At 54.3% G+C, this 22,519-nt stretch carries 24 protein-coding genes; 11 read left to right on the top strand and 13 right to left on the bottom strand.

Translation table 11 applies throughout. The features are described from left to right. Nucleotides 1–78 precede the first annotated feature (78 nt). From truD to cysG, 9 genes are all read right to left on the bottom strand, one after another. Nucleotides 79–1,128, bottom strand: coding sequence for a tRNA pseudouridine(13) synthase TruD (gene truD / locus HHI26_RS20100; protein WP_171149565.1), 1,050 nt, complete (start codon nt 1,126–1,128; stop codon nt 79–81). Nucleotides 1,129–1,131: 3 nt separating this feature from the next. Next, nucleotides 1,132–1,605, bottom strand: a complete 474-nt coding sequence (gene ispF, locus HHI26_RS20095) for a 2-C-methyl-D-erythritol 2,4-cyclodiphosphate synthase (protein ID WP_133846025.1) — start codon at nt 1,603–1,605, stop codon at nt 1,132–1,134. 11 nt (nt 1,606–1,616) lie between these two features. Then, complete coding sequence (gene ispD, locus HHI26_RS20090; RefSeq protein ID WP_133846026.1) at nt 1,617–2,321, bottom strand: 2-C-methyl-D-erythritol 4-phosphate cytidylyltransferase; 705 nt, start codon at nt 2,319–2,321, stop codon at nt 1,617–1,619. A gap of 17 nt (nt 2,322–2,338) precedes the next feature. Then, nucleotides 2,339–2,650: a cell division protein FtsB gene (gene ftsB / locus HHI26_RS20085; protein WP_133846027.1), complete on the bottom strand. Its 312-nt coding sequence runs from the start codon at nt 2,648–2,650 to the stop codon at nt 2,339–2,341. 190 nt (nt 2,651–2,840) lie between these two features. Then, entirely contained in the window at nt 2,841–3,161 is a 321-nt protein-coding gene (locus HHI26_RS20080; RefSeq protein ID WP_133846028.1) for a DUF3561 family protein, read from the bottom strand. 82 nt (nt 3,162–3,243) lie between these two features. Further along, nucleotides 3,244–3,849, bottom strand: a complete 606-nt coding sequence (gene cysC / locus HHI26_RS20075) for an adenylyl-sulfate kinase (RefSeq protein WP_167863274.1) — start codon at nt 3,847–3,849, stop codon at nt 3,244–3,246. A gap of 1 nt (nt 3,850) precedes the next feature. After that, entirely contained in the window at nt 3,851–5,278 is a 1,428-nt protein-coding gene (gene cysN / locus HHI26_RS20070) for a sulfate adenylyltransferase subunit CysN (protein ID WP_133846030.1), read from the bottom strand. 9 nt (nt 5,279–5,287) lie between these two features. Continuing rightward, a complete protein-coding gene (gene cysD / locus HHI26_RS20065; protein ID WP_133846031.1) occupies nt 5,288–6,196 on the bottom strand; it encodes a sulfate adenylyltransferase subunit CysD in 909 nt (302 codons plus the stop codon). A gap of 9 nt (nt 6,197–6,205) precedes the next feature. Then, a complete protein-coding gene (cysG, locus tag HHI26_RS20060) occupies nt 6,206–7,621 on the bottom strand; it encodes a siroheme synthase CysG (RefSeq protein ID WP_133846032.1) in 1,416 nt (471 codons plus the stop codon). Between the two features lie 399 nt (nt 7,622–8,020). Between cysG and HHI26_RS20055 the strand changes: the two genes are divergently transcribed. The 5 genes from HHI26_RS20055 (at nt 8,021) to HHI26_RS20035 (ending at nt 11,334) form a co-directional block, all read left to right on the top strand. Next, on the top strand, nt 8,021–9,004 hold the full coding sequence (locus HHI26_RS20055) for an aminopeptidase (protein ID WP_167863276.1): 984 nt from the start codon (nt 8,021–8,023) through the stop codon (nt 9,002–9,004). A gap of 16 nt (nt 9,005–9,020) precedes the next feature. Beyond that, nucleotides 9,021–9,305, top strand: a complete 285-nt coding sequence (locus HHI26_RS20050; RefSeq protein WP_159337947.1) for a YciI family protein — start codon at nt 9,021–9,023, stop codon at nt 9,303–9,305. A 494-nt stretch (nt 9,306–9,799) separates the two neighbouring features. Beyond that, complete coding sequence (locus tag HHI26_RS20045) at nt 9,800–10,282, top strand: type VI secretion system tube protein Hcp (RefSeq protein WP_167863277.1); 483 nt, start codon at nt 9,800–9,802, stop codon at nt 10,280–10,282. A gap of 45 nt (nt 10,283–10,327) precedes the next feature. Then, nucleotides 10,328–10,942, top strand: a complete 615-nt coding sequence (locus HHI26_RS20040; RefSeq protein ID WP_159337945.1) for a peptidoglycan recognition family protein — start codon at nt 10,328–10,330, stop codon at nt 10,940–10,942. 59 nt (nt 10,943–11,001) lie between these two features. Beyond that, the gene (locus HHI26_RS20035; RefSeq protein ID WP_159337944.1) at nt 11,002–11,334 is read left to right on the top strand and encodes a hypothetical protein; all 333 of its coding nucleotides are present in this window, start codon (nt 11,002–11,004) and stop codon (nt 11,332–11,334) included. A 342-nt stretch (nt 11,335–11,676) separates the two neighbouring features. Here the strand turns inward: HHI26_RS20035 and HHI26_RS20030 are convergent, their stop codons facing one another. The 3 genes from HHI26_RS20030 to cysJ are packed head-to-tail and all read right to left on the bottom strand — an operon-like array spanning nt 11,677 to nt 15,938. After that, a complete protein-coding gene (locus HHI26_RS20030) occupies nt 11,677–12,408 on the bottom strand; it encodes a phosphoadenylyl-sulfate reductase (protein WP_133846036.1) in 732 nt (243 codons plus the stop codon). Between the two features lie 12 nt (nt 12,409–12,420). After that, nucleotides 12,421–14,136: an assimilatory sulfite reductase (NADPH) hemoprotein subunit gene (gene cysI / locus HHI26_RS20025; protein WP_133846037.1), complete on the bottom strand. Its 1,716-nt coding sequence runs from the start codon at nt 14,134–14,136 to the stop codon at nt 12,421–12,423. Further along, nucleotides 14,136–15,938 (bottom strand): NADPH-dependent assimilatory sulfite reductase flavoprotein subunit, encoded by a 1,803-nt coding sequence (cysJ, locus tag HHI26_RS20020; protein WP_159337943.1) that lies wholly within the window; start codon nt 15,936–15,938, stop codon nt 14,136–14,138. Before cysJ ends, cysI begins: the two co-directional genes overlap by 1 nt. 287 nt (nt 15,939–16,225) lie before the next feature. Between cysJ and queD the strand changes: the two genes are divergently transcribed. The 5 genes from queD (at nt 16,226) to HHI26_RS19995 (ending at nt 20,574) form a co-directional block, all read left to right on the top strand. Then, nucleotides 16,226–16,585 carry a 6-carboxytetrahydropterin synthase QueD gene (queD, locus tag HHI26_RS20015; protein WP_133846039.1) on the top strand — a complete coding sequence of 120 codons (360 nt, stop codon included), beginning with the start codon at nt 16,226–16,228 and terminating at the stop codon, nt 16,583–16,585. 239 nt (nt 16,586–16,824) lie between these two features. Further along, on the top strand, nt 16,825–17,523 hold the full coding sequence (locus HHI26_RS20010) for an amino acid ABC transporter permease (protein ID WP_133846040.1): 699 nt from the start codon (nt 16,825–16,827) through the stop codon (nt 17,521–17,523). Further along, entirely contained in the window at nt 17,501–18,268 is a 768-nt protein-coding gene (locus HHI26_RS20005) for an amino acid ABC transporter ATP-binding protein (RefSeq protein ID WP_159337942.1), read from the top strand. The genes HHI26_RS20010 and HHI26_RS20005 overlap by 23 nt, the downstream gene beginning before the upstream one ends. Nucleotides 18,269–18,306: 38 nt before the next feature. Further along, nucleotides 18,307–19,080: an amino acid ABC transporter substrate-binding protein gene (locus tag HHI26_RS20000; RefSeq protein WP_171149564.1), complete on the top strand. Its 774-nt coding sequence runs from the start codon at nt 18,307–18,309 to the stop codon at nt 19,078–19,080. A gap of 72 nt (nt 19,081–19,152) precedes the next feature. Continuing rightward, complete coding sequence (locus HHI26_RS19995) at nt 19,153–20,574, top strand: ABC transporter substrate-binding protein (RefSeq protein WP_133846043.1); 1,422 nt, start codon at nt 19,153–19,155, stop codon at nt 20,572–20,574. 53 nt (nt 20,575–20,627) lie between these two features. Here HHI26_RS19995 and HHI26_RS19990 read toward each other — a convergent pair whose 3' ends face one another. Further along, nucleotides 20,628–21,542 carry a LysR family transcriptional regulator gene (locus tag HHI26_RS19990; protein WP_133846044.1) on the bottom strand — a complete coding sequence of 305 codons (915 nt, stop codon included), beginning with the start codon at nt 21,540–21,542 and terminating at the stop codon, nt 20,628–20,630. A 102-nt stretch (nt 21,543–21,644) separates the two neighbouring features. Between HHI26_RS19990 and HHI26_RS19985 the strand changes: the two genes are divergently transcribed. Further along, nucleotides 21,645–22,517: an MBL fold metallo-hydrolase gene (locus HHI26_RS19985; protein ID WP_159337940.1), complete on the top strand. Its 873-nt coding sequence runs from the start codon at nt 21,645–21,647 to the stop codon at nt 22,515–22,517. Nucleotides 22,518–22,519 lie beyond the last annotated feature (2 nt).

Below are 22,519 nucleotides of genomic sequence, written 5' to 3'. Positions count from 1 at the left end.
AAACAGTGAAAGGAACGACTGACTTAAGCGGATAAATCAGCAGAGCCTGCTGAGAATCAGGCTCTGCTGCAAGGGGAATTACTCGTCAACCTCGGCTGCGCTGCCCTGGGTCAACAGCAGTTCGCGCACCACGCTGGTGGCAAAGCTGCCCGCCGGGAGCCAGAAGTTCATCTCCAGCGTGACGTCATCCAGCCAGTTCCAGCGGAGATCGCGCGGGATCACCAGCATTGCACGACGTGCGGCATCCACACGTTCACGATCCATCAGCGCGAGCAGCGCAGCTTCACCGGCCAGGCTGTTTTGCTCAAAAGCCAGCGCTTCGTCACGCGTACCCCACTCGCCGCTGCCCGGCAGCGGTGCAGTAATGCGCAGTTCACTGGCATCAACGCGCTGCTGCAGGGTATCCAGCTCCGCAACCTCAGCCACAAACCAACTGCCGCGCCCGGTCAGCTGCAAGGCATCGCCCGGCAGCACCTTACACAGTGAGCCCTGCTGCGCCAGACGGTCACTGACCACCTGATTAAACATGGCGCTGCGGGCAGCCGACAGAATAAAGCTGCGTTTATTGCGCTCACGCACGCGGATTTCATCTGCCGCCCAGCGCTGCGCCATCGTCAGATTGTTACCCTCATGGCCGAAACGCTGGCTGCCAAAGTAGTTGGGTACGCCGTCACGAGCAATCAATTGCAGGCGCTGTTCCACCGCATCACGGTCAGAAATCTGGCGCAGTACCAACGCAAAGGCATTGCCCTGTAACGCCCCGGTACGCAGCTTGCGGCGATGGCGGGCGCTTTCCAGCACCTCAACGCCTGTCAGCTCAAACGCGCTGAGGTCCGGAGTGACTTTGCCCGGTACACGCAGGCAGAACCACTGCTCGGTCACCGCATGGCGATCCTTCATCCCGGCAAAACTGACGTCACGCGGATGAATGCCAACAAACTTTGCCAGCGCTTCGGCAACAAAACGGGTATTGCAGCCATTTTTGCGAATACGCACCAGCAGCTGTTCGCCGTCACCGTCCGGGGCGTAGCCGAGGTCTTCGATCACAACGAAATCTTCCGCGTGAGCCTTCAGCACACCGCTGGCAACCGGCTGACCGTGCAGCCAGCCCTGTTGGGTTAAATCCATCGGTTACACCTTCATCAACAGGGCAACGGCTTCACAAGCGATGCCTTCACCGCGCCCGGTAAAACCGAGTCTTTCGGTGGTGGTCGCTTTCACATTGACCTCATCCATATGGATCCCGAGATCTTCAGCAATATTGATGCGCATCTGCGGCGCATGGGGCAGCATTTTCGGTGCCTGAGCAATAATCGTCACATCGACGTTGCCCACGCGATAGCCTTTTTTGGCGATCTGGCGCATCGCTTCGCGCAGCAGTTCGCGGCTGTCCGCGCCTTTATAAGCCTCATCGGTGTCCGGGAACAGTTTGCCAATATCGCCCAGTGCCGCCGCACCCAGCAGTGCATCTGTCAGCGCATGCAGGGCAACATCACCATCAGAATGCGCCAGTAACCCTTTTTCATAAGGGATTCGTACGCCGCCAATAATCAGCGGGCCTTCGCCACCGAAGGCATGGACATCAAAACCGTGACCGATACGCATTATGTGTTCTCCTAACGTTGTATTTGGGTCAGATAAAATTGCGCCAGCGCCAGGTCTTCCGGCCTTGTCACCTTCAGGTTATCACTGCGCCCGCTCACCAGCTCAGGGTGGTAGCCACAATATTCCAGCGCAGAGGCTTCATCCGTGATCGTGGCGCCTTCATTCAGCGCACGCAGCAGGCAGTCATGCAATAACGCCTGCGGGAAAAGTTGCGGTGTCAGCGCATGCCACAGCGCTTCGCGCTCAACGGTATGATCAATATTGCTGCGGCCCCCGATGGCGCGTTTCATCGTATCGCGCACCGGGGCGGCAAGAATACCGCCCACTTCGCTGGTGGCGGTCAGTGCCAGCAGTCGGGTCAAATCGCTGAGATGCAGGCAGGGCCGAGCCGCATCATGCACCAGCACCCATTGCGCCTCTTTTGCCGCCTGCAAACCTGCCAGTACCGAATCAGCGCGCAGTCCGCCGCCGACCACCGTCGTCACACGCACATCCGCGGCCACCGGCAACTGGCGAAAATGGATATCCTGCGGGCTGAGCGCCACGATCACCCGGCTGACAGCCGGATGAGCCAGCAGCGCATCGATGCTGTGTTCCAGAATGGTTTTTTCACCAATGGTGAGATATTGCTTGGGGCACTCGGAGAGCATACGGCTACCGATCCCCGCAGCGGGGACGATGGCGATGATCTCCGGAGAGGATTCGGCGTTATTCATGATGCTCATGGTGATGGTTACTGACTGGCTGTTCGCTGCTGCGCGTTTCGTTTGTTTTGATCCGGCACAAGGCGATAGAAGGTCTCGCCGGGTTTAATCATCCCCAGCTCATTGCGTGCGCGTTCCTCGATCGCTTCCGAACCGCCGTTTAAATCGTCGATTTCGGCAAAAAGCTGATCGTTACGCGCTTTAAGCTTGGCGTTATTGGCCTGTTGCTGAGCAACATCCTCATTAACGCGTGTATAATCATGAATGCCGTTCTTGCCCAGCCAGAGCGAATACTGCAGCCAGCCGAGAAGTACAAGTAACAGCAACGTAAGTTTGCCCATCCCCGCCCCCTGAAAAACGGCTCAATCATCCCATAACTTTTGGTATGACTCCACTCCGTCGATGAAATAGAACCACTTTCTCAGAATACGGCGTCAATACGCGTTAAAAAACAGCAAAAAAGAGCATTAAAACGCCCTGCACTGATAGATTTTGTAACGTTGCGATGTATTTGCACATCTCACTGACGGGTCACCAGCCGGTGAGAAGCGTAAATAACAGCCAGAAAAGGGCGATCACCAGCAGCACCGTCGCCAGCGCAGCCCAGACAAAATGCTCACGCAGCAGCATAGTCGCGGCGATTCCCACCAGCACCGACACCGGTAACAGTGCCAGGAAGAAAGGCCAGGTGTAGAGGAAAAAAAACAGGGTAGTGGAACCATACAGCAGGAAAGGGATCGCCAGCGCGACCCACCATGAAACAAAGCCCATCGCGCCACCAGGGATGGCCCATGACGGCTCTTCCCGCTCGCGTTCGTCTTTACCTGCCAGCATGGGGGTAACGTTTTGCATAGACTTCCCGTTGATGCTTAGGCGGAGGCCAAACTGCCTCCGCCTGATAACTGCCCGCAAACGGGCGTTAGCCGAAGCTCTCTCAGGGTTTGATAATATCTCGCTGGCGCAGCACGTCTAATAACTGGCGGGTTAAATGTGTTACCAATTGTTCACCATCCAGATGAATATCCGCTCGTTCAGGGGCTTCATACACTGCATCGATACCGGTGAAATTTCGCAGCTCCCCGGCTCGGGCTTTTTTGTATAACCCCTTCGGATCGCGTACTTCACAGATAGCCAGCGGCGTGTCGACAAAGACTTCAATAAAACGCCCTTCCCCGACCATGTCGCGCACCATCTGACGCTCGGCACGATGAGGGGAGATAAAGGCGGTTAATACCACCAGCCCGGCATCCACCATCAGCTTCGCCACCTCACCGACGCGGCGAATATTCTCTTTACGATCGTCATCACTGAAACCGAGATCGCGGCACAGGCCGTGACGCACATTATCCCCGTCCAGCAGATAGCTGCTGACGTTCAACCGATGCAGTGCCTGCTCCAGCGCGCCAGCGACGGTGGATTTACCGGAACCTGACAGCCCGGTAAACCACAGCACTGCGCCCTGATGACCATGCTGCTGCTCACGCTGTTCCCGGCTGACCGGATGCGCGTGCCACACCACATTTTCATCATGCTGCGCCATATTACTTACCGCCCAGCAGGTCGCGTGCATTCCAGTGTGGGAAATGACGACGCACCAGTGCATTCAGTTCCAGTTCAAAGGCGCTGAAATCACCGCTGCTCTGTTGCACATCGTCCAGCGGCTGACGGATCATACCCGCGCCAACGGTCACGTTGCTCAGGCGATCGATAAAGATCATCCCGCCGGTCACCGGGTTTTGCTGGTACGGATCCAGCACCATTGGCTCATCGAAGATCAGATCCACCAGCCCGATACCGTTCAGCGGCAATTCATCGGTGTTGTGCTGCGTCAGGTTGTTGATCTCCACCTGATGCTGAATGCGCTCCACGCGCGCACGGGTTTTCTTCCCGGCAATTTTCACGTCGAAACTCTGGCCCGGCACCAGCGGTTTTTCCGCCATCCAGACCACATCCACTGCCGCAGCCTGCACCGGCGTCAGGTCAGCATCCGCGGCCACCAGCAGGTCGCCACGACTGATATCAATTTCGTCTTTCAGCACCAGAGTAATCGCTTCCCCGGCGGCAGCCTGCTCCAGATCGCCATCGAACGTCACGATGCGCGCAACGGCAGACTCCACGCCAGATGGCAGCACTTTCACCCGCTGTCCGACCTGAATAATGCCGGAGGCCAGCGTCCCGGCGTAGCCGCGGAAGTCGAGGTTCGGGCGGTTAACATACTGTACCGGGAAGCGCATTGGCTGCTGCTCCACCACGCGTTGTACATCCACGGTTTCCAGAACGTCCAGCAGCGTTGGGCCGCTGTACCAGTTCATCGCGTCGCTCGGGGAGGCGACGTTTTCGCCCTCCAGCGCCGACAGCGGCACAAAGCGGATATCAAGATCGCCTGGCAACTGCCCGGCAAAATCCAGGTAATCCTGTTTGATCTGCTCGAAGGTCTCCTGGCTGTACTCCACCAGATCCATCTTGTTGATGGCGACGATCAGATGCTTGATACCCAGCAGAGTGGAGATAAAGCTGTGGCGACGGGTCTGATCGAGCACGCCTTTGCGCGCATCGATCAGCAGGATCGCCAGATCGCAGGTTGAAGCGCCGGTCGCCATGTTGCGCGTGTACTGCTCATGGCCCGGCGTGTCGGCGATAATGAATTTACGCTTCTCGGTGGAGAAGTAGCGATAGGCCACGTCAATGGTAATGCCCTGCTCACGTTCAGCCTGTAAACCATCAACCAGCAGCGCGAGATCCAGTTTTTCGCCCTGGGTGCCATGACGTTTACTGTCGTTGTGCAGTGACGAGAGCTGATCTTCGTAAATCTGACGTGTGTCGTGCAGCAGACGCCCAATCAGCGTACTTTTGCCATCGTCCACGCTGCCGCAGGTAAGAAAGCGCAGCAGGCTTTTATGTTGCTGGGTGTGCAGCCAGGCTTCCACGCCGCCCTGGTCGGCAATCTGTTGTGCAATTACTGTATTCATGACGGTTCCTTAGAAGTAGCCCTGGCGTTTTTTCAGCTCCATTGAGCCGGCCTGATCGCGGTCAATCATGCGCCCCTGGCGCTCACTGGTGGTGGAAACCAGCATCTCTTCGATGATCCCAGGCAGCGTTTGCGCTTCGGACTCGACGGCGCCGGTCAGTGGCCAGCAGCCGAGGGTACGGAAACGCACCATACGTTGCTCGATCACTTCGCCCGGTTGCAGGTCAATGCGATCGTCGTCGATCATCATCAGCATACCGTCACGCTCCAGCACCGGGCGTTCCGCGGCCAGATACAGTGGCACAATCTCGATATTTTCCAGGAAGATGTACTGCCAGATATCCAGCTCTGTCCAGTTGGACAGCGGGAAAACACGGATGCTTTCGCCTTTGTTAATCTGACCGTTATAGTTGTGCCAAAGCTCAGGCCGCTGATTTTTCGGGTCCCAGCGATGAAAGCGGTCACGGAAGGAATAAATGCGCTCTTTCGCACGAGATTTCTCTTCATCACGGCGTGCGCCACCGAAGGCCGCATCAAAACCGTACTTATTCAGCGCCTGCTTCAGCCCTTCAGTTTTCATAATGTCGGTGTGTTTGGCACTGCCGTGAACGAACGGGTTAATGCCCATCGCCACGCCTTCCGGATTGCGGTGGATCAGCAGCTCTGCACCAATATTTTTCACCATGCGATCGCGGAATTCGTACATTTCGCGGAATTTCCAGCCAGTATCAACATGCAGCAGCGGGAACGGCAGTGTTCCCGGATAGAAGGCTTTACGCGCCAGGTGCAGCATCACCGATGAGTCTTTGCCGATAGAGTACATCATCACCGGGTTGCCGAACTCTGCGGCCACTTCGCGGATAATATGGATGCTTTCCGCCTCCAGTTGACGCAGATGAGTGAGTCGTTTCTGATCCATATCTTTTCCTCAAGCCAAATTCACAACAGGGGACTCGCGTCCGTCCTGCTGCGCTGAATGTTGAAACCATGCCAACTCGTCATGCAGTTTGACCACTTCGCCAATCACTAACAGCGCCGGAGTTGGGGCGTTTCGTGCCAGTTCTTCAAGTTGTTGTAAGGTCCCGGTCAGTACCTGCTGATCCTGACGGGTGCCGCGGCTAATCACCGCAGCCGGGGTGGCCGGATCGCGCCCGTGCGCCATCAGTTGGCTGGCAATGTCGCCTGCCGCCATGGCCCCCATATAAATAGCCAGCGTCTGACGTGAACGGGCCAGCGATGGCCAGTCGGTACCGTTGCCATCCGCACGGCATTGTCCGGTGACGAACAGAACGCTTTGTGCATGGTCACGGTGAGTCAGTGGGATGCCCGCGTAGGCGGTCGCCCCTGCTGCTGCGGTCACGCCCGGCACTACCTGGAAGGGAATGCCAGCGGCCACGGCGGCCTGAAGCTCTTCGCCCCCCCGGCCAAAGATAAACGGGTCACCGCCCTTCAGGCGCACAACGCGTTTGCCCTGCTTCGCCAGTTTTACCAGCAGGCGGTTGGTTTCCTCCTGCGGAACACTGTGGGCGTTAGCGCGCTTACCCACGCAGATGCGGTCAGCATCGCGGCGCACTAAATCCAGAATTTCATCGCTGACCAGATGGTCATACAGCACCACATCAGCTAGTTGCATCACCTGCAAGCCACGCAGGGTCAGCAGGCCACTGTCGCCAGGCCCGGCACCCACCAGAATAATCTCTCCCTGCGGGGCTTCCGGGTCAGTCAACTGCTGGTCCAGCGTGCGTTTAGCCCCTTCAAGATTGCCGGAGGCGACCTGATTGGCGAATAAGCCGTTGAAGGCTTTTTCCCAAAAACGGCGGCGGTCGGACATCTTGTTGAAGCGGGCTTTCACCTTCCCGCGCCACTGGCCGGCAATATGCGCCATCTGTCCCAGGTTCGCAGGCAGCAGCGATTCCAGTTTTTCACGCAGCAGGCGTGCCAGTACGGGCGCAGTGCCGCTGGAGGAGATCGCGACCACCAGCGGGGAACGATCAACAATAGAAGGAAAAATAAAGGAGCATTTTGGCTGGTCATCAACCACGTTGGCCAGCAGACGGCGCGCAGTGGCATCCAGATAGACCTGACCATTGAGTTCGCCATCATCGGTGGCGGCAATCACCAGGAACACCTGATCAAGCTGAGTGGCCTGATAATCCTTTGCCAGCCATTCGATACTGCCGCTGTCATGCAATGCGGCCAGTTCTTCACACAGATGGTGTGACACGACCAGCACATGCGCACCGGCGCGGCGCAGCAGTTCGATTTTGCGTGCAGCGACATCGCCACCGCCAACCACCAGCACCGGCTTGTGTCTGATATCAGCAAAAAGAGGGAGATAATCCACGTGAACCCTGTCTATATCACTATTGTTAAGGGGACTATACGTCCCGCGCTTAAGGCTTATGAAATTACTAATTGGAATGAGTAGTTACCGAATGGAATAACGCCCCGGTAAAGCTGAGAACAAAATGTGCTTAACAGATGATATTTCGCACCTTTCAGAGAGATTAAAATTGTTTAACGGCCGTCACAATTTCATACTAACTGCGCAAAAATTTTCGTACGTATCGTCACTGACGACGTATCAATGCCTAAATGATTAGGCGTAATTGTCGCAGCCAGTTTGGACCCGGACAGCGCTCAATCCCGCAGCGTACACGCAGTACGTGAGGATTTTGAGCACTGCCCAGGTTCAAAATGGCAAGTAAAATAGCCTGATGCGACAGGTTTTAAGGAATGATCCATGGTAACCCTTCTGCGCCAGGGGATGCTGGCAGCACTGCTCATTTGCGGCATCAATTTCAGTACGAATGCCGTCAGTATAAAGACAGGCAGTATCGCCGAACAGCAACTGCGGCATATTGCCACCTATTTTCCCGGCAGAATGGCGGGCAGCCCGGCGGATATGCTGACCGCCGATTATCTGCAGCAGCAGTTCACCCAGCTTGGCTATCACAGCAACCAGCGTCGTTTCACCACGCGTTATGCCTATCAACATCAGAGCGGTGATGTGACATGGCGCAACGTCAATGCAACCTCGGTGATTGCGGCCCGGGAAGGTCAGGTCGCACAGCAGATTGTGATTATCGCCCACAGCGACAGCTGGACGCCGCACAATGATAGCGAGATGCAAAATAACCTCGGTGGGCTCACCAATCAGGGCGTGGATGACAATGCCTCCGGCCTGGGGGTAATGCTGGAACTGGCACAGCGGCTCGGTACTCAGCCGCTGCATTACAGTTTGCGTTTCGTTGCCCTGAGCGGCGAAGAGATTGGTCATCAGGGCAGCGAAGACTACCTTTCGCGTATGACCCCCGAAGAGAAACACAATACGCTGCTGGTAATTAATCTCGACAGCCTGATTATCGGCAGCCATCTGACGTTTACCAGCGGCAGCAAAACCCCCAAAGCCGTGGCCCGGCAGACGCGCGATCGCGCCATGACACTGGCCCGTCATCTGGGCATCAAAAGTTCGGCACAGACAGCGAGTGAAGAGACCCCCTTCGACCGCGCCGGCTTCCCGCTGCTGTCGGTCAACGCCAGCGATGCGCCATCCGGCAAGCTGCCGCGTAGTATCGCCCAGCACTTCCCTGTTGCGCTGCGCCATCAGGCACAGCGTGATAATCTGACCTATATTGACCGCTGGTTACCGGGGCGTATCACCCACCGAGCACATGATTCGGTGGCGGTGCTGCTGCCCTTGATTCGCGAACTGGCTAATCCTTAATGTTTTGGAGTGATGAATGTATATCGTCTTTCTGACCTACACCCGTCCCATGGAAGAAGTGGAAGCGCTGCTGGAACCTCACGTTGCCTGGATTAATCGTTACTTTACCGCCGGGGCCTTTATCAGCGCCGGGCGTAAAGATCCGCGCACCGGCGGCATGATCATGGTGAAAGAAATGGACAGAAAGCAGCTGGACGTTATCCTGGCGGAAGATCCGTTCCAGAAAGTCGCCAGCTACGAAGTGACAAAAGTGAATATCACCCGCTCTGCGGATAAGTTTGCGGCACTGACCGGGATTTGATGGTCCCGATACCAACAGCTACCCCGCTTTAATACAGAGCACCGGTGACCGCAATGGGCAGAACGCCAGGACGCCGTAAACCCTTCCCTGGGGGCTTCGCTGCGGCATCCATGCCGCAGAGACCTGGCTAACCTGTCCCATCACGTTCACCTCTCTGGCAACAGCATCGCGGCCAGAAAAGGCGAAAATCCCACGGAAGGATACGTCAATTTCAAGTAGTCGCTGTGATCCTCGGCCTGGCAACGACAGCCGTTCAGCCCGCAATGGCCATTTTTGGCTGTGATCATTTTGGTGGTGCTGATTATGGGGATAGTACAATCCTGAATGCGATCGCGCCGAGACTTCTGATAATCCAGGTAAATTCACTACTGATGTTGCAGCAGATAACTGATAGGGTCCCCATTTCTTTTATGGGGCCTTTTAGGCTTCGCTTGCGGCACCATAACAGAGGAAGGCAGCACGTTATCACTGAATGCCCATAACAAGGAGAATGTATGGCTCAGGATATGTTTATAAAAATCAATGGCGTTGAAGGTGAGTCACTGGATTTTTCTCATAAAGGGGAAATCGAAGTCTTGAGGTGGAACTGGTCAGTCGCTCAGCCAGCTAATATGCACTCTGGAAGTGGCGGAGGTGCAGGAAAATCAACCGTACACGATTTATATTTCAAACATTACATTGATAGATCCTCGACAAATCTCATTCAATATTGCCTGACGGGAAAACATATCCCGGAGGCTGTTCTGACCGTCAGAAAAGCCGGTGGTTCTCCATTAGACTTCTTAAAAATAACATTGCAAGAACTGATTATTACTTGTGTCGAGCCGATTGGCATGGTCCATATGCCAATACCAATAGAGAAAGTAGGTCTTTGTTTTTCAAGAGTGAAATTCGAATACTTACCACAGAGTGCAGAGGGGAAGATAATGGGCATGGTAGCAATGGGTTATGACATTAAAGCTAACGCGACTATTTAGATCCTAATGGGATAGGCTCTTAGTGCATTTATAAAGGAAGATAATATGTATATAGATGAAGACGGTTATATTTATGATGACCGCATCGAGAGAAAGATATTTAAAACGATTGAGAGAGGGAGTCTCGATAGCGTTAATGGTATTGTCGTGCATCAAACTGATAGTTCGTCAGCTCAAAGTACTTTTAACAGTTATGCCAACAAGGCTGCTAATGGAGCACATTTTCTAATAGATAAAGATGGCAAGGTTTATCAAACAGCGTCGTTATTTAAAACAACCTGGCATGTTGGTTTGATGCAATCTAAATGCTTCTTAAAAAAAACATGTCAACCTACCGAAGTTCGTTTAATAGCATTGCACACTAAAAAATTTTGGGAACGAAAAATATCCAAGGAAATATCTGATATAGAAAGAGAAAAGAACTTCCCGGAGCGTTTTCCAAATAACACCGATAGCATAGGCATTGAAATAGTTGGAAAGGCCGCAGGCCCTAAAGGTAATGAAGTTTACGAGACTGTTACAGATAAGCAGAACGAGTCTCTTAAATGGCTCGTTGCAGAGCTTACTTCAACATTTAACGTTCCTATGACTGAAATCCATAGACATCCCAATGTAGGCAGAAAAAACAACACGGAAGCGAGTACAGCAAAATGGGAATAAAAAAAAATTTATTCTACCCCCTGCTATTTTTAACTTTATACACTCATGCGGGCAGGGAGGTGGATCATATTGAAATATTAGAGGGTGGTCACTATGCTTCTAGTGTTGAAGATACAGAGGGATATTCTAAATGGTGTAAGCTTTTCAACCCCACAAAAAAGGAATTAATCGATTACTTTGCCAAGGCCAGGGAGGACGAATTTGGCGTAGGATGGGTTCACGAATACTACTCTCCTTGTATCGCTTCTGGCACTGTTACATTTAAAGATGGATCTTATGGGGTTTGGGGACTGCACGATAGCGGCCTTGGCTCTGTATATTTTGAGGATAAAGTGAACGCAGGGAAGAAGAGGTTATTCCTTTATCTGAATAACAAATGGGAAGATGAATGAAAACTGTAAGTTTCCTGTCAAAAAATGAGGGGACAAACGGGATCGAATACAAGAAATGGGAATAAGAAAAGTGATTTTTTGGTTTTCATTACTTTTCCCTGTATTTGTTCAGGCGAGTAGAGAATTCACTCCAGTGGGCTTGGATGGGTGGACTTCACCCAAGGGAGTAGAAAATATTTCTACCACATCGATAATGAGTGGGAAGATTAAGCGAACCAGCAAAACAGGAATGGAAAAAATAAATTTTTATAGTCATCTTAACTGGCCGACCGGAAAAGAAGGTCGGCCACTACAGATGCTTAAAGAAACCAGGCCACGACGCTAATTTGGTAACAAGTAACACTACTCGTGCAGGCCGCACTCGCGCTTCAGGCCAAAGAAACGCGTCTCTTCTTCTGCCATCCCCGGCTCCCATTTACGCGTGGTGTGGGTATCCCCCACCGAGAGATAACCCTGCTCCCACAGCGGGTGGTAGCTCAGGCCATGCTGTTGCAGATACTGATATACCTGACGATTATCCCAGTCGATGATCGGCAACAGCTTAAAGACGCCTTTCTTGATCGCCAGCACCGGCAAATGCGCCCGGCTCCCGGACTGATCGCGGCGCAGGCCGGCAAACCATGTCTGGGCGTTCAGCGTCTCCAGCGCACGGTTCATGGGTTCAACCTTGTTGATCTGGTTGTAACGCTCAATGCCCTCTACGCCCTGCTCCCACAGCTTGCCATAACGCGCTTCCTGCCACGCCGGGCTGTGCTCTGCGCGGAACACCTGTAAGTTGAGATCCAGCTTCTCCGTCAGTTGATCGATAAACTGATAGGTTTCTGGGAACAGATAGCCGGTATCCGTCAGGATCACCGGAATATCCGGCTTCTGACGCGCAACCAGATGCAGACTGACCGCCGCCTGAATGCCAAAACTGGAGGTCAGCACGGCCTCGCCCGGCAGGTTCTCCAGACCCCAGATCACCCGGTCTTCGGCAGACAGTTTATCCAGCGTGTTGTTGATTTCGGCGAGCGCCATGACGCGCTCCACCTTCGGTAATGCGTTCAGTGTCGTCAGATCGAGAACTGCCATATCACGCCTCCATCATTCCCAGAAATCACGGGCCGGATCGAGTACCGGCCGGACGATCCCGGCACGGATGGTGAAATCACCGAAACCTTCGTCAGCTTCGCGCTCTTTCGCCCAACGGCCAACCAGCTCATCCAGCGTTGCCAGAATCTGCTCTTCATTGATGTTTTCACTGTGCATACGCGGAATGCGTGTACCCACGCGGTTACCGCCCAGATGCAGGTTGTAACGCCCCGGCGCCTTGCCGACCAGGCCCACCTCAGCCAGCAGCGCACGGCCACAGCCATTCGGGCAACCCGTTACGCGCAGGACAATATGCTCATCACCCACGCCGTGCTTATTCATGATGCCTTCAACACGCGTCACAAACTCTGGCAGGAAACGCTCCGCTTCAGCCATTGCCAGTGGGCAGGTCGGGAAGGCCACGCAGGCCATCGAGTTTTCACGCTGATGACTGACGTTTTCCATCAGACTGTGTGACACCGCAAGCTGTTCAATCTTCTCTTTCTCTGACTCCGGCACCCCGGCAACAATCAGGTTCTGATTCGCCGTCAGGCGGAAGTCGCCCTGATGGATCTTAGCGATCTCGGCCAGACCGGTTTTCAGCGGCCGGCCTGGGTAGTCCAGCAAACGACCATTTTCGATAAACAGCGTCAGGTGCCATTGATTATCAATGCCCTTAACCCAGCCAAAACGATCGCCACGTGTGGTGAATTCGTATGGACGGGTCGGCTCGAAGGTCAGCCCTGCACGGCGCTCCACCTCCGCTTTAAACACATCCGGGCCAACGCGCTCCAGCGTGTATTTAGTTTTTGCGTTCTTACGGTCGGTACGATTACCCCAGTCACGCTGAGTGGTGACGACGGCTTCGGCCACATCGAGAATTTTTTCCAGCGGCAGATAACCGAACTCACTGGCGGTGCGTGCGTAAGTGGCTTTATTCCCGTGGTCGATAGACAATCCGCCGCCCACCAACAGGTTAAAGCCCACCAGCTTGCCATTCTCGGCAATCGCAATAAAGTTCAGGTCGTTGGCGTGCAAATCGACGTCATTATGCGGCGGCACCACTACGGTCGTTTTGAACTTACGCGGCAGATAGGTTTCACCCAGGATCGGCTCAACGTCAGTGGTGGCCACTTTTTCCTGATCCAGCCAGATTTCGGCGTAAGCGCGGGTCTGTGGCAGCAGATGCTCAGACAGCTTTTTGGCCCACTCGTACGCTTCCTGATGCAGTTCAGACTCAATCGGGTTTGAGCTGCACAGCACATTACGGTTCACGTCATTGGCGGTCGCCAGCGCATCCAGACCCACTTCATGCAGCATCTGATGCGCCGGTTTAACGTTGCCTTTCAGAATGCCGTGAAACTGGAAAGTCTGACGGTTGGTCAGACGAATACTGCCGTAAATCGTGTTATCGGTGGCGAACTTGTCGATCGCCAGCCACTGTTTCGGCGTCATGATACCGCCCGGCAAACGGCAGCGCAGCATCATCGCATGGCGTGCGTCCAGTTTCTGCTCTGTGCGTTCAGCACGGATATCACGGTCATCCTGCTGGTACATACCGTGGAAACGGATCAGCAGGAAGTTATCGCCGTTGAAGCCGCCGGTCAGCCCGTCGTGCAGGTCTTCGGCAATGCCACCACGCAGATAGTTACTCTGTTTTTTCAGGCGTTCAGCGTCGACCAGCTTGCCTTCGACCACCAGCGGCCCTGGGTATTTTTCATTGCTCATTAGTACACATCTCGCTGATAACGGCGCTCAATGCGCAGCTCACTTAAAAATTCATCCGCCGTTTCGGTGTCCATTGCACCGAATTCGGCTACCACTTCCAGTAATGCCTGCTCAACGTCTTTAGCCATACGATTTGCATCGCCACAGACGTAAATGTGCGCGCCCTCTTCGATCCAGCGCCACAGTTCCGCACCTTTCGCACGGATTTTATCTTGTACGTACACTTTATGATCCTGGTCGCGGGACCAGGCTAAATCAATGTTTGTCAGCAAACCGTCTTTCACGTAACGCTGCCACTCAACCTGATACAGGAAGTCTTCGGTAAAGTGTGGATTACCGAAGAACAGCCAGTTTTTACCGCCAGCCCCTTCCGTATCACGCTGCTGCATAAAGGCGCGGAACGGTGCAATCCCGGTGCCCGGGCCAATCATAATCACCGGTGCATCCGGATTGGCTGGCAGACGGAAATTATCGTTGTGCTCAATGAAGACACGGATTTCTGCATCCTCCTCCAGACGATCAGCAAGATAGCTGGAAGCCCCGCCAGCACGCGCACGGCCTTCAATCTCAAAGCGCACAGCACCAACGGTGATATGCACTTCGGTTTCATTCTCAGCCTGCGAAGAAGCAATCGAATAGAGGCGCGGCGTCAGCGGACGCAGCAAGCCGAGTAACTGCTCAGCGTTCAGCTCAGTCGGGGCGTAACGCGCCATATCAACAATCGGCGTGTTCTGCGCGTAATGGTGAAGTTTGGCTTTCTCGTCAATCTGCGCCAGTAACGCTTCATTACGGGAAAGCTGGGCATACTGCTCGACGATCTGCGGGGTATTGACCGTCAGTTCATAATGTTTTTGCAGAGCCTCTGCCAGTGGTAACGTCTCGCCGTTCACGGTGACTGTCTCGTCGCCTTTCAGCCACAGCAGTTCAAGCAGCTCTTTGACTAACAGCGGGTCATTTTCGAACCATACGCCGAGTGCATCGCCCGGCTGATAACGCAACCCGGAATCACCCAGATCAATTTCAATATGGCGCACATCTTTATCGGAGTCACGGCCCGTGATTTTCTGATTGACCGCAAAGCTGGCGGTCAGCGGAGTTTCTTTGGTGTAGGGGCTGCTGTGAATTTCATTCACGCTACCTGTTGCCGCTGCGGCAATCTGACCCGCGCTGGCATCCGGCACACGAGCTTTAAGAACATCCACCACCTGCTTACGCCAGGCTTCGGCCTGTTGCGCGTACTCCACGTCAGCATCAACGCGATCGAGCAGACGCTCCCCGCCCAGTTCAGCCAGTTTGTTGTCAAAATCTTTTCCGGCCTGGCTGAAAAATTCGTAAGACGTATCCCCCAGACCAAACACCGCAAAGGCGCTGCCGTCCATTTTTGGCGCTTTCTTCGACATCAGGAATTTATGCAGCGCAACGGCTTCTTCCGGCGGCTCCCCCTCGCCCTGCGTGGAGGTCACCACGACCAGTAGCTTCTCCTGCCCAATCTGCTTGAATTTGTAATCACCGGCATTCACCAGGTTAACGTTCAGTTTCACGGCCAGCAGGTCATCACGCAGCTGTTCAGAGAGACGGCGTGCATTCCCGGTTTGTGACGCAGAGAGAATAGTGACGGTTGGCACCTCAACCGCAGCGGGAGCGCTGGCGACTGCCGTACCCGGCGTCTGATTGACCATGCCCCAGAAATAACCGGAAAGCCACGCCAGCTGGGTGGGGGAATAATCACCGGTGGCTGCCTGTAAGCGGGCAAGCTGGTCCGGATTTAACGGAAGCATGTTAGAGGGTGCCTGAGTCGTCATTACGTTGAAAATTCCACAGTCAGAGAGCTATTAACAACAGGGTAAGGGCAAGCATAATAACCCTTAAATAAGGGTTGGAAATAATTAATAACCAAAATGACTAAACGGTTTTTATGGTAAGCATTAGCGACAAAACAGGTTAATTATTTTCATACTATTCAATTAGTTAAAAACAACACCTTTAACAGGTATTTCCCTTTATCGCGTTTAGCCGGGAAACGGGTGCGAAAAAAGCTGTTTTCCGGTATCCTGCGGCGGTTTTATTGATAAAGACTGAGACTGTCACTATGGCGACTACGCTGTTTAAAGATTTTCAATTCGAAGCCGCGCACCATTTACCGAATGTGCCAGCAGGGCACAAATGCGGCCGCCTGCACGGGCATTCCTTTATGGTTCGTCTGGAAATTACTGGCGAAGTGGATGCGCATACGGGCTGGGTAATGGATTTTTCAGAGATCAAGGCGGCGTTCAAACCCGTTTATGATCGTCTGGACCATTATTATCTCAACGACATCCCTGGGCTTGAAAACCCGACCAGCGAAGTGCTGGCAGAGTGGATCTGGCAACAGATGAAGCCGGTTCTGCCACTGTTAAGCGCCGTACTGGTGAAAGAGACCTGCACCGCTGGCTGCGTCTATCGCGGTTGATTGCCAGACAGGCCTGTCAATCAGGCCTGCTTTTCTATACCCGTCATACTTCAAGCTGCCTTCATGCACCTCGAATTATTTTCGGTCTATATGCGTTTTTCAGAAAAGCTTATGAATTAAATATATATTCTTAGAGAATATATTATATCATTTCAAGATATAAGCGCTCCTTACACCACCGTGATATTCTCTCGCCACAGAACAAAAATCGATATTTATTTTTTTAAGATGGGTGAACAATGCCAGCATGGCTTACGTTAGCAATTGATTCATTCTGGCCGATGCTGTACGCCGGTGTGACATTTACCATCCCTTTAACGCTGGTCTCTTTTGCACTGGGTTTATCGCTGGGTTTTATCGTTGCACTGGCACGATTATATGGGCCTAAGCCCCTGCAATATATTGTGCGATTTTATGTCTGGCTTATTCGTGGCACGCCATTATTGGTACAGCTCTTTCTGATTTTCTATGCACTTCCTGGCGTAGGCATTACGCTTGATGCTTTTCCGGCTGCGGTTATTGGCTTCACGCTGAATATTGGTGCCTATACTTCTGAAGTGATCCGCGCCACGTTGCTTTCTGTGCCAAAAGGTCAGTGGGAAGCGGCGCACTCCATCAGTATGAGCTGGGTTCAGGCACTGCGTCGCATCATTATTCCACAGGCTGCACGCATTGCCGTCCCGCCGTTATCCAATACCTTTATTTCGCTGGTCAAAGATACCTCTCTGGCCTCGGTCATTACCGTCCCCGAGATGTTCCTTGCCGCACAGCGTATTGCGGCCGTCACCTATCAGCCATTAATACTGTATACCGAAGCCGCCATTATTTATTTATTAATCAGTTCTGTTTTATCTGCATTACAGACCAGACTGGAAAATAAGCTCGCCAGCAATAGCACGGTAAAGGAAAGAGATAATGATAAAATTATCCAACATTGAAAAACAATTTGATGGCAATCCGGTTTTAAAGAATATCGACCTGACAATTAATGAAGGTAGCGTGACGGCACTTATCGGCCCTTCAGGTAGCGGCAAGAGCACATTATTACGCTGCATCAACCTGCTGGAAATACCGCAGGCGGGCGAGTTAACCATCGGTAACGAACATATTGTATTTTCCGGCAGCCAACGTGTTGCCCGAAAAGATATCCGTCGTATTTGCCAGCAAACCGGCATGGTATTCCAAAACTTTCAGCTGTTTCCACATCTGACCGTCATTGAAAACATTATGGAAGGGTTGATTACCGTCCATAAACAGCATCCCGCTCAGGCTCGCGAACGTGCCGAAGCGCTGCTGAAGAAAGTGGGCATGATCCACAAGCGCGATGCCTGGCCTGCCACCCTGTCCGGTGGTCAGCAGCAGCGCGTGGCGATTGCCCGCGCACTGGCGCCGTCACCCAAGGTGCTGCTTTGTGATGAACCCACATCGGCGCTGGACCCGGAGCTGTCGCTTGAAGTTGTTGCGGTGCTGAAGGATCTGGCAAAAGAAGGAATGACCATGCTGATGGCAACGCACGACCTGCGTCTGGCCGCCAATATTGCTAACCACGTGGTGTTTCTCGAAGCGGGGGAGATCGTGGAGACGGGAACCTCCCGCGATCTGTTTACCCGCGCCGAGAAACCCAGAACGAAAGCCTTTATCTCGACCCTGACCGACACCCTGCCCGATTCCTGGGAAATATAATTTAAGACCCCATCACAGACAGCATTCAGGAGTTTTTAATGAAAAAGATCGCAACGTTGTTATTGGCAGGCCTGGTCCAGCTGAGCTTCTCCTCTGCCGCACTGGCAGAAACTGATCTCGCTAAGATTCAGTCGGCCGGCGTGCTGAAAATTGGTACGGAAGGAACCTATCCACCGTTTACTTACCACGATGCTTCCGGCGCGTTAACCGGCTTTGATGTCGAGATCGGCCGCGAAGTGGCTAAACGCCTGAACGTGAAAGCGGAATTCGTGGAAGGGAAGTGGGATGGTCTGATCGCAGGGCTGGATGCCAGGCGTTATGAAGCAGTGATTAACCAGGTGTCTATCACTCCGGAGCGTCAGCAGAAATATGATTTCTCTGTACCCTACATCGCCTCAAAAGGCGTGCTGATTGTGCGCAGCGATAACACCAGTATCAAATCCTTCGAAGATTTGAAAGGCAAAAAATCAGCGCATACGCTGACCAGCAACTATGCACAGCTGGCACGCAGCTACGGTGCGGAGATTGTCGGCACCGACGGCTTTAACCAGTCGGTCGATCTGGTGGCCAGCGGCCGTGCCGATGCCACCATTAACGATAACCTGTCGTACCTCGACTTTAAAAAACACAAGCCGGACGCCAACGTGAAAATCGCTGCCACCCGTGCCGATGCCGAGCAGGAAGGTATTCTCATCCGTAAAGGCAACCCTGAGCTGAAAGCCGCCATTGATAAAGCCTTAGCTGAGATTAAAAGCGACGGGACTTATCAGCGCATTTCTCAGCACTATTTTGCCGCTGACGTTTCCAAATAACCCCCCTCTGTGACACTCCGCAGGGCTGCCAATGCCCTGCGGAGACGCTTCTCCTGCTGATGAGTGACTTCAATGACGATCTCCTCCACTGACCTGTTTACCGTCGTTCAGCCCACGGTGCCGCTTGCCGATCCGCATGTTCTGTCAGATATCCGTGACCGGCGCAGCATTATTGATGCGATCTTTGATGCGCTCGTCAGACGCAACGATGAGGGCGAGTTTATTCCGTGGCTGGCGGAAAGCTGGTCAGTGGAGGACGATTGCCGACGCTGGTGCTTCCAGCTGCGCGCTGGCGTGCGCTGCCACAACGGCGCAATACTCACAGCCTTTGATGCCCAAGCCTCTCTGCTGCGCGCGCTCTCACCGGAGATGCCAGGCGAGCTGGGTACGCAGGGCGTGCTGCGCAGCTATTTACAGCATGCCACCGTGACAGTGGCCGATAATGGTGCGCTGACGATCGACAACCCGGAACCTTTTGCTGATCTGCTGGATTTACTGGTGGATATTGCCATTGTTCCGGCAGACAGCCTGCACGCGCTGCCACAGCAGCCTATCGGCAGCGGTCCTTACCAGTTCGCAGAGCAGCAGCCAGGGCGTATAACCCTGCACGCCTTTGATGATCACTGGGCGGGTAAACCGCCAGCCGCCACGCTGGTGTGGCTGGCCGAGCCTGATGCCGTGCAACGCCAGGCGCTGTTCGCCCGTGGTGAGGCCGATCTGCTGGTGGACCCGCTGTTTGAGCCAGCTGGCGCGGAACACATCGTCAGCCAGCGTAGTTATCTGTGCATTATTTTTCTGCTGAACCTGTTTGAGGGTGCCACACAGGATGTTCGGGTCAGAAAGGCGCTGAATTATGCCGTTAATCGTCAGGCGATTATCGCGCATCCACAGATCGCTCAGGGCCACGCGCGCCCCTTAGCCGGGCCGTTAACGGCCCGCCACAGCGTTATTCCGCAGGATGTGCAGCCCTATCGCTACGATCCCAACGCAGCACGACAGCTGCTGGCAGACGCGGGCTATGCCTCAGGGCTGAAGCTGTCGCTGGCGCTCCCGGCACGCTTTCCCGATGAATCGATTGTGCTGGCCCGGCATATCGCGGAGGAACTTCAGGCGGTGGGTGTGACCGTCGATTTGACTATCTATGAAGACAGACCGGCCTATGCGCAGCGGGTACGCGATAAGCAGTTTGGCGATATTGCCTGCTTTGACTCCAGCCCGGCCAGCGGCTGGCGCATTTACCGTGAAAAACTGGATTCCCGCCAGCAGGGCCCGTGGTGGCAGGGGTATCACAGCGAGGCGCTCAATGCGCTGCTTGACCGTGCCGCCGCGACGGCTGATGGCGATCAACGTGCGGCAATCATGCGCCAGGCGTTTACTCAGGTTCACGATGACGCACCCTGGCTATTTTTGTATGCCCCGGATCATCGCTGGGCGCTGGGAGAGAAAGCCCGCGGCTGGCACCCCTGCGCAGAAGGTCGGGTCCGCATCCTCTGATACCCTAAGGTGGCTCACAATACCGAGCCACCTCCCCGGCCCCCCATCCGTCTTTACTCTTCCCCTCTCAGCAGTCGCCCGGCGTCCTCTGCGCTAAACCATGCCACCAGAAAATCCAGCAATGTACGCAGGCGTGCAGACTGGTACTGCCGCGACGAATAAATCGCATACAGCCCCAGCTCATCAAGCTGATACTCTGGCAGCAAGGCTACCAGTTCACCGCTGGCCAACAGCGGTCCTGCACTGTAGTTCGGCTGCATGGAAATACCGGCCCCCGCCAGGGTGGCAGAGAGCAGCATCACCGAATCATTGCCACTCAGATTACCACTGACCGCCACCGCCTCTTTCTCCTCGCCCCGGGTGAAGTGCCACAGGCTTTTACCGAAATGCGAGTAGGCCAGGCAGTTGTGATGGGTGAGGTCCTGCGGGATCTGCGGCGTTCCCGCACGGGCAAGATAAGCGGGAGCCGCACAAATCACCGACTGACAGGTATGCAGGGGGCGGGCAATCAGGTTGGGCTCCAACTGGGCAGTAATGCGCAGCGCCAGATCAATACGTTCTTCCACCAGGTTGACCCGTTGATTGCTGATGTGCAGGTCGATACGCACCCGGGGATAACGCTGCTGAAACGCGGTCAGTGCCACCATCAGCACGCTTTGCCCCAGCGACAGCGAACAGGAGACGCGCAGCAGCCCGGAGAGCCCCTCTCCCTCTGGCTGGTTGCTGTGCTCAATCTCGGCAGACAGCGCCGCCAGTTGCTGGCAACGCGCCAGGGCATGCTCTCCGGCAGGCGTCAGGCTCAGACGGCGGGTGCTGCGATGCAGCAGGCGCGCCCCGGCCCAGCTTTCCATCTGGTTCAGATAGCGGGTGACCATAGCCCGCGACATATCCAGCGTTTCCGCCGCCGCCGACAGGCTGCCGCGTTGAACAATGGTGATAAAAACCGTCGCTGCGGTGACGCGATCCATAATATGTCCGTTTTATGCAACAATCTGTTGCCTGATAGTCGGTTTATCTGCTGTATTTTGCAACCTACACTGGGTTCTTTTCCGACTCACAGGTTATTTACGATGAAAACCCGCCTCACTCTCCTGCTGGCGCTGACGGCCAGCGCTCCACTGTATGCCGCTGAAACCCTAAAACTGGAAGTTTATAATCCAGGCGAAGCCAGTATGTTTGCGGTTTCCAGCGAAATCATTTCCGGCCCGAATGAAGTGGTGCTGATTGATGCCCAGTTCCAGCGCAATGATGCCGAAGCGCTGGTCAAACGCATCAAAGCGACAGGAAAAACGCTCACTACGGTGTTTATCAGCCAGTCGGACCCGGATTTCTACTTCGGCCTCGATACGATTAAGCACGCCTTCCCACAGGTGAAAATTCTCGCTACTGCCGCCACGGTAGATCTCATTAAACAGAGCAAAGAGGGCAAGCTGGCGTTCTGGGGGCCGAAGATGGGCGCTAACGCTCCAGAGTCGCTGATTGTTCCCGAGGTCTTACAGGGCGACAGTTTTAAGGTGGACGGTGAGCGCATCGAGGTAAAAGGCGTGAACGGCCCGCAGCCGCAGAATACCTGGCTGTGGGTGCCCTCCCTGAAAACAGTGATGGGCGGCGTGGTGGTGTATGGCAATAATATTCACGTCTGGATGGCCGATGCGCAGTCAGCCACCGAGCGGTCAGTTTGGCAGCAGAAGCTGGAAGCGATTACAGCGCTGAAACCGGTGCGCGTTGTTCCAGGGCATTTCCTGCCGGGTGCGGCAGAGACAGTGGCGTCGGTGAACTTCACTCACCAGTATCTGAAAACGGCTGAAAGCGTGTTGGCAGAGAGTAAAGATGCCGCCAGTTATACCGCGACGATGAAGACGAAATACCCTGATTTAAAAGATGCGTCGAGCCTGGAATTGAGCGCGAAAGTGCTGAAAGGCGAGATGAAGTGGCCGCAGTAACC

The sequence above is a fragment of the Erwinia sp. JH02 genome (genome assembly GCF_013074405.1).
Taxonomy (GTDB): Bacteria; Pseudomonadota; Gammaproteobacteria; order Enterobacterales; family Enterobacteriaceae; genus Erwinia; species Erwinia rhapontici.
Note: the sequence above shows the minus strand (reverse complement) of the source record. Positions and strands in the feature narration are given on the sequence as shown.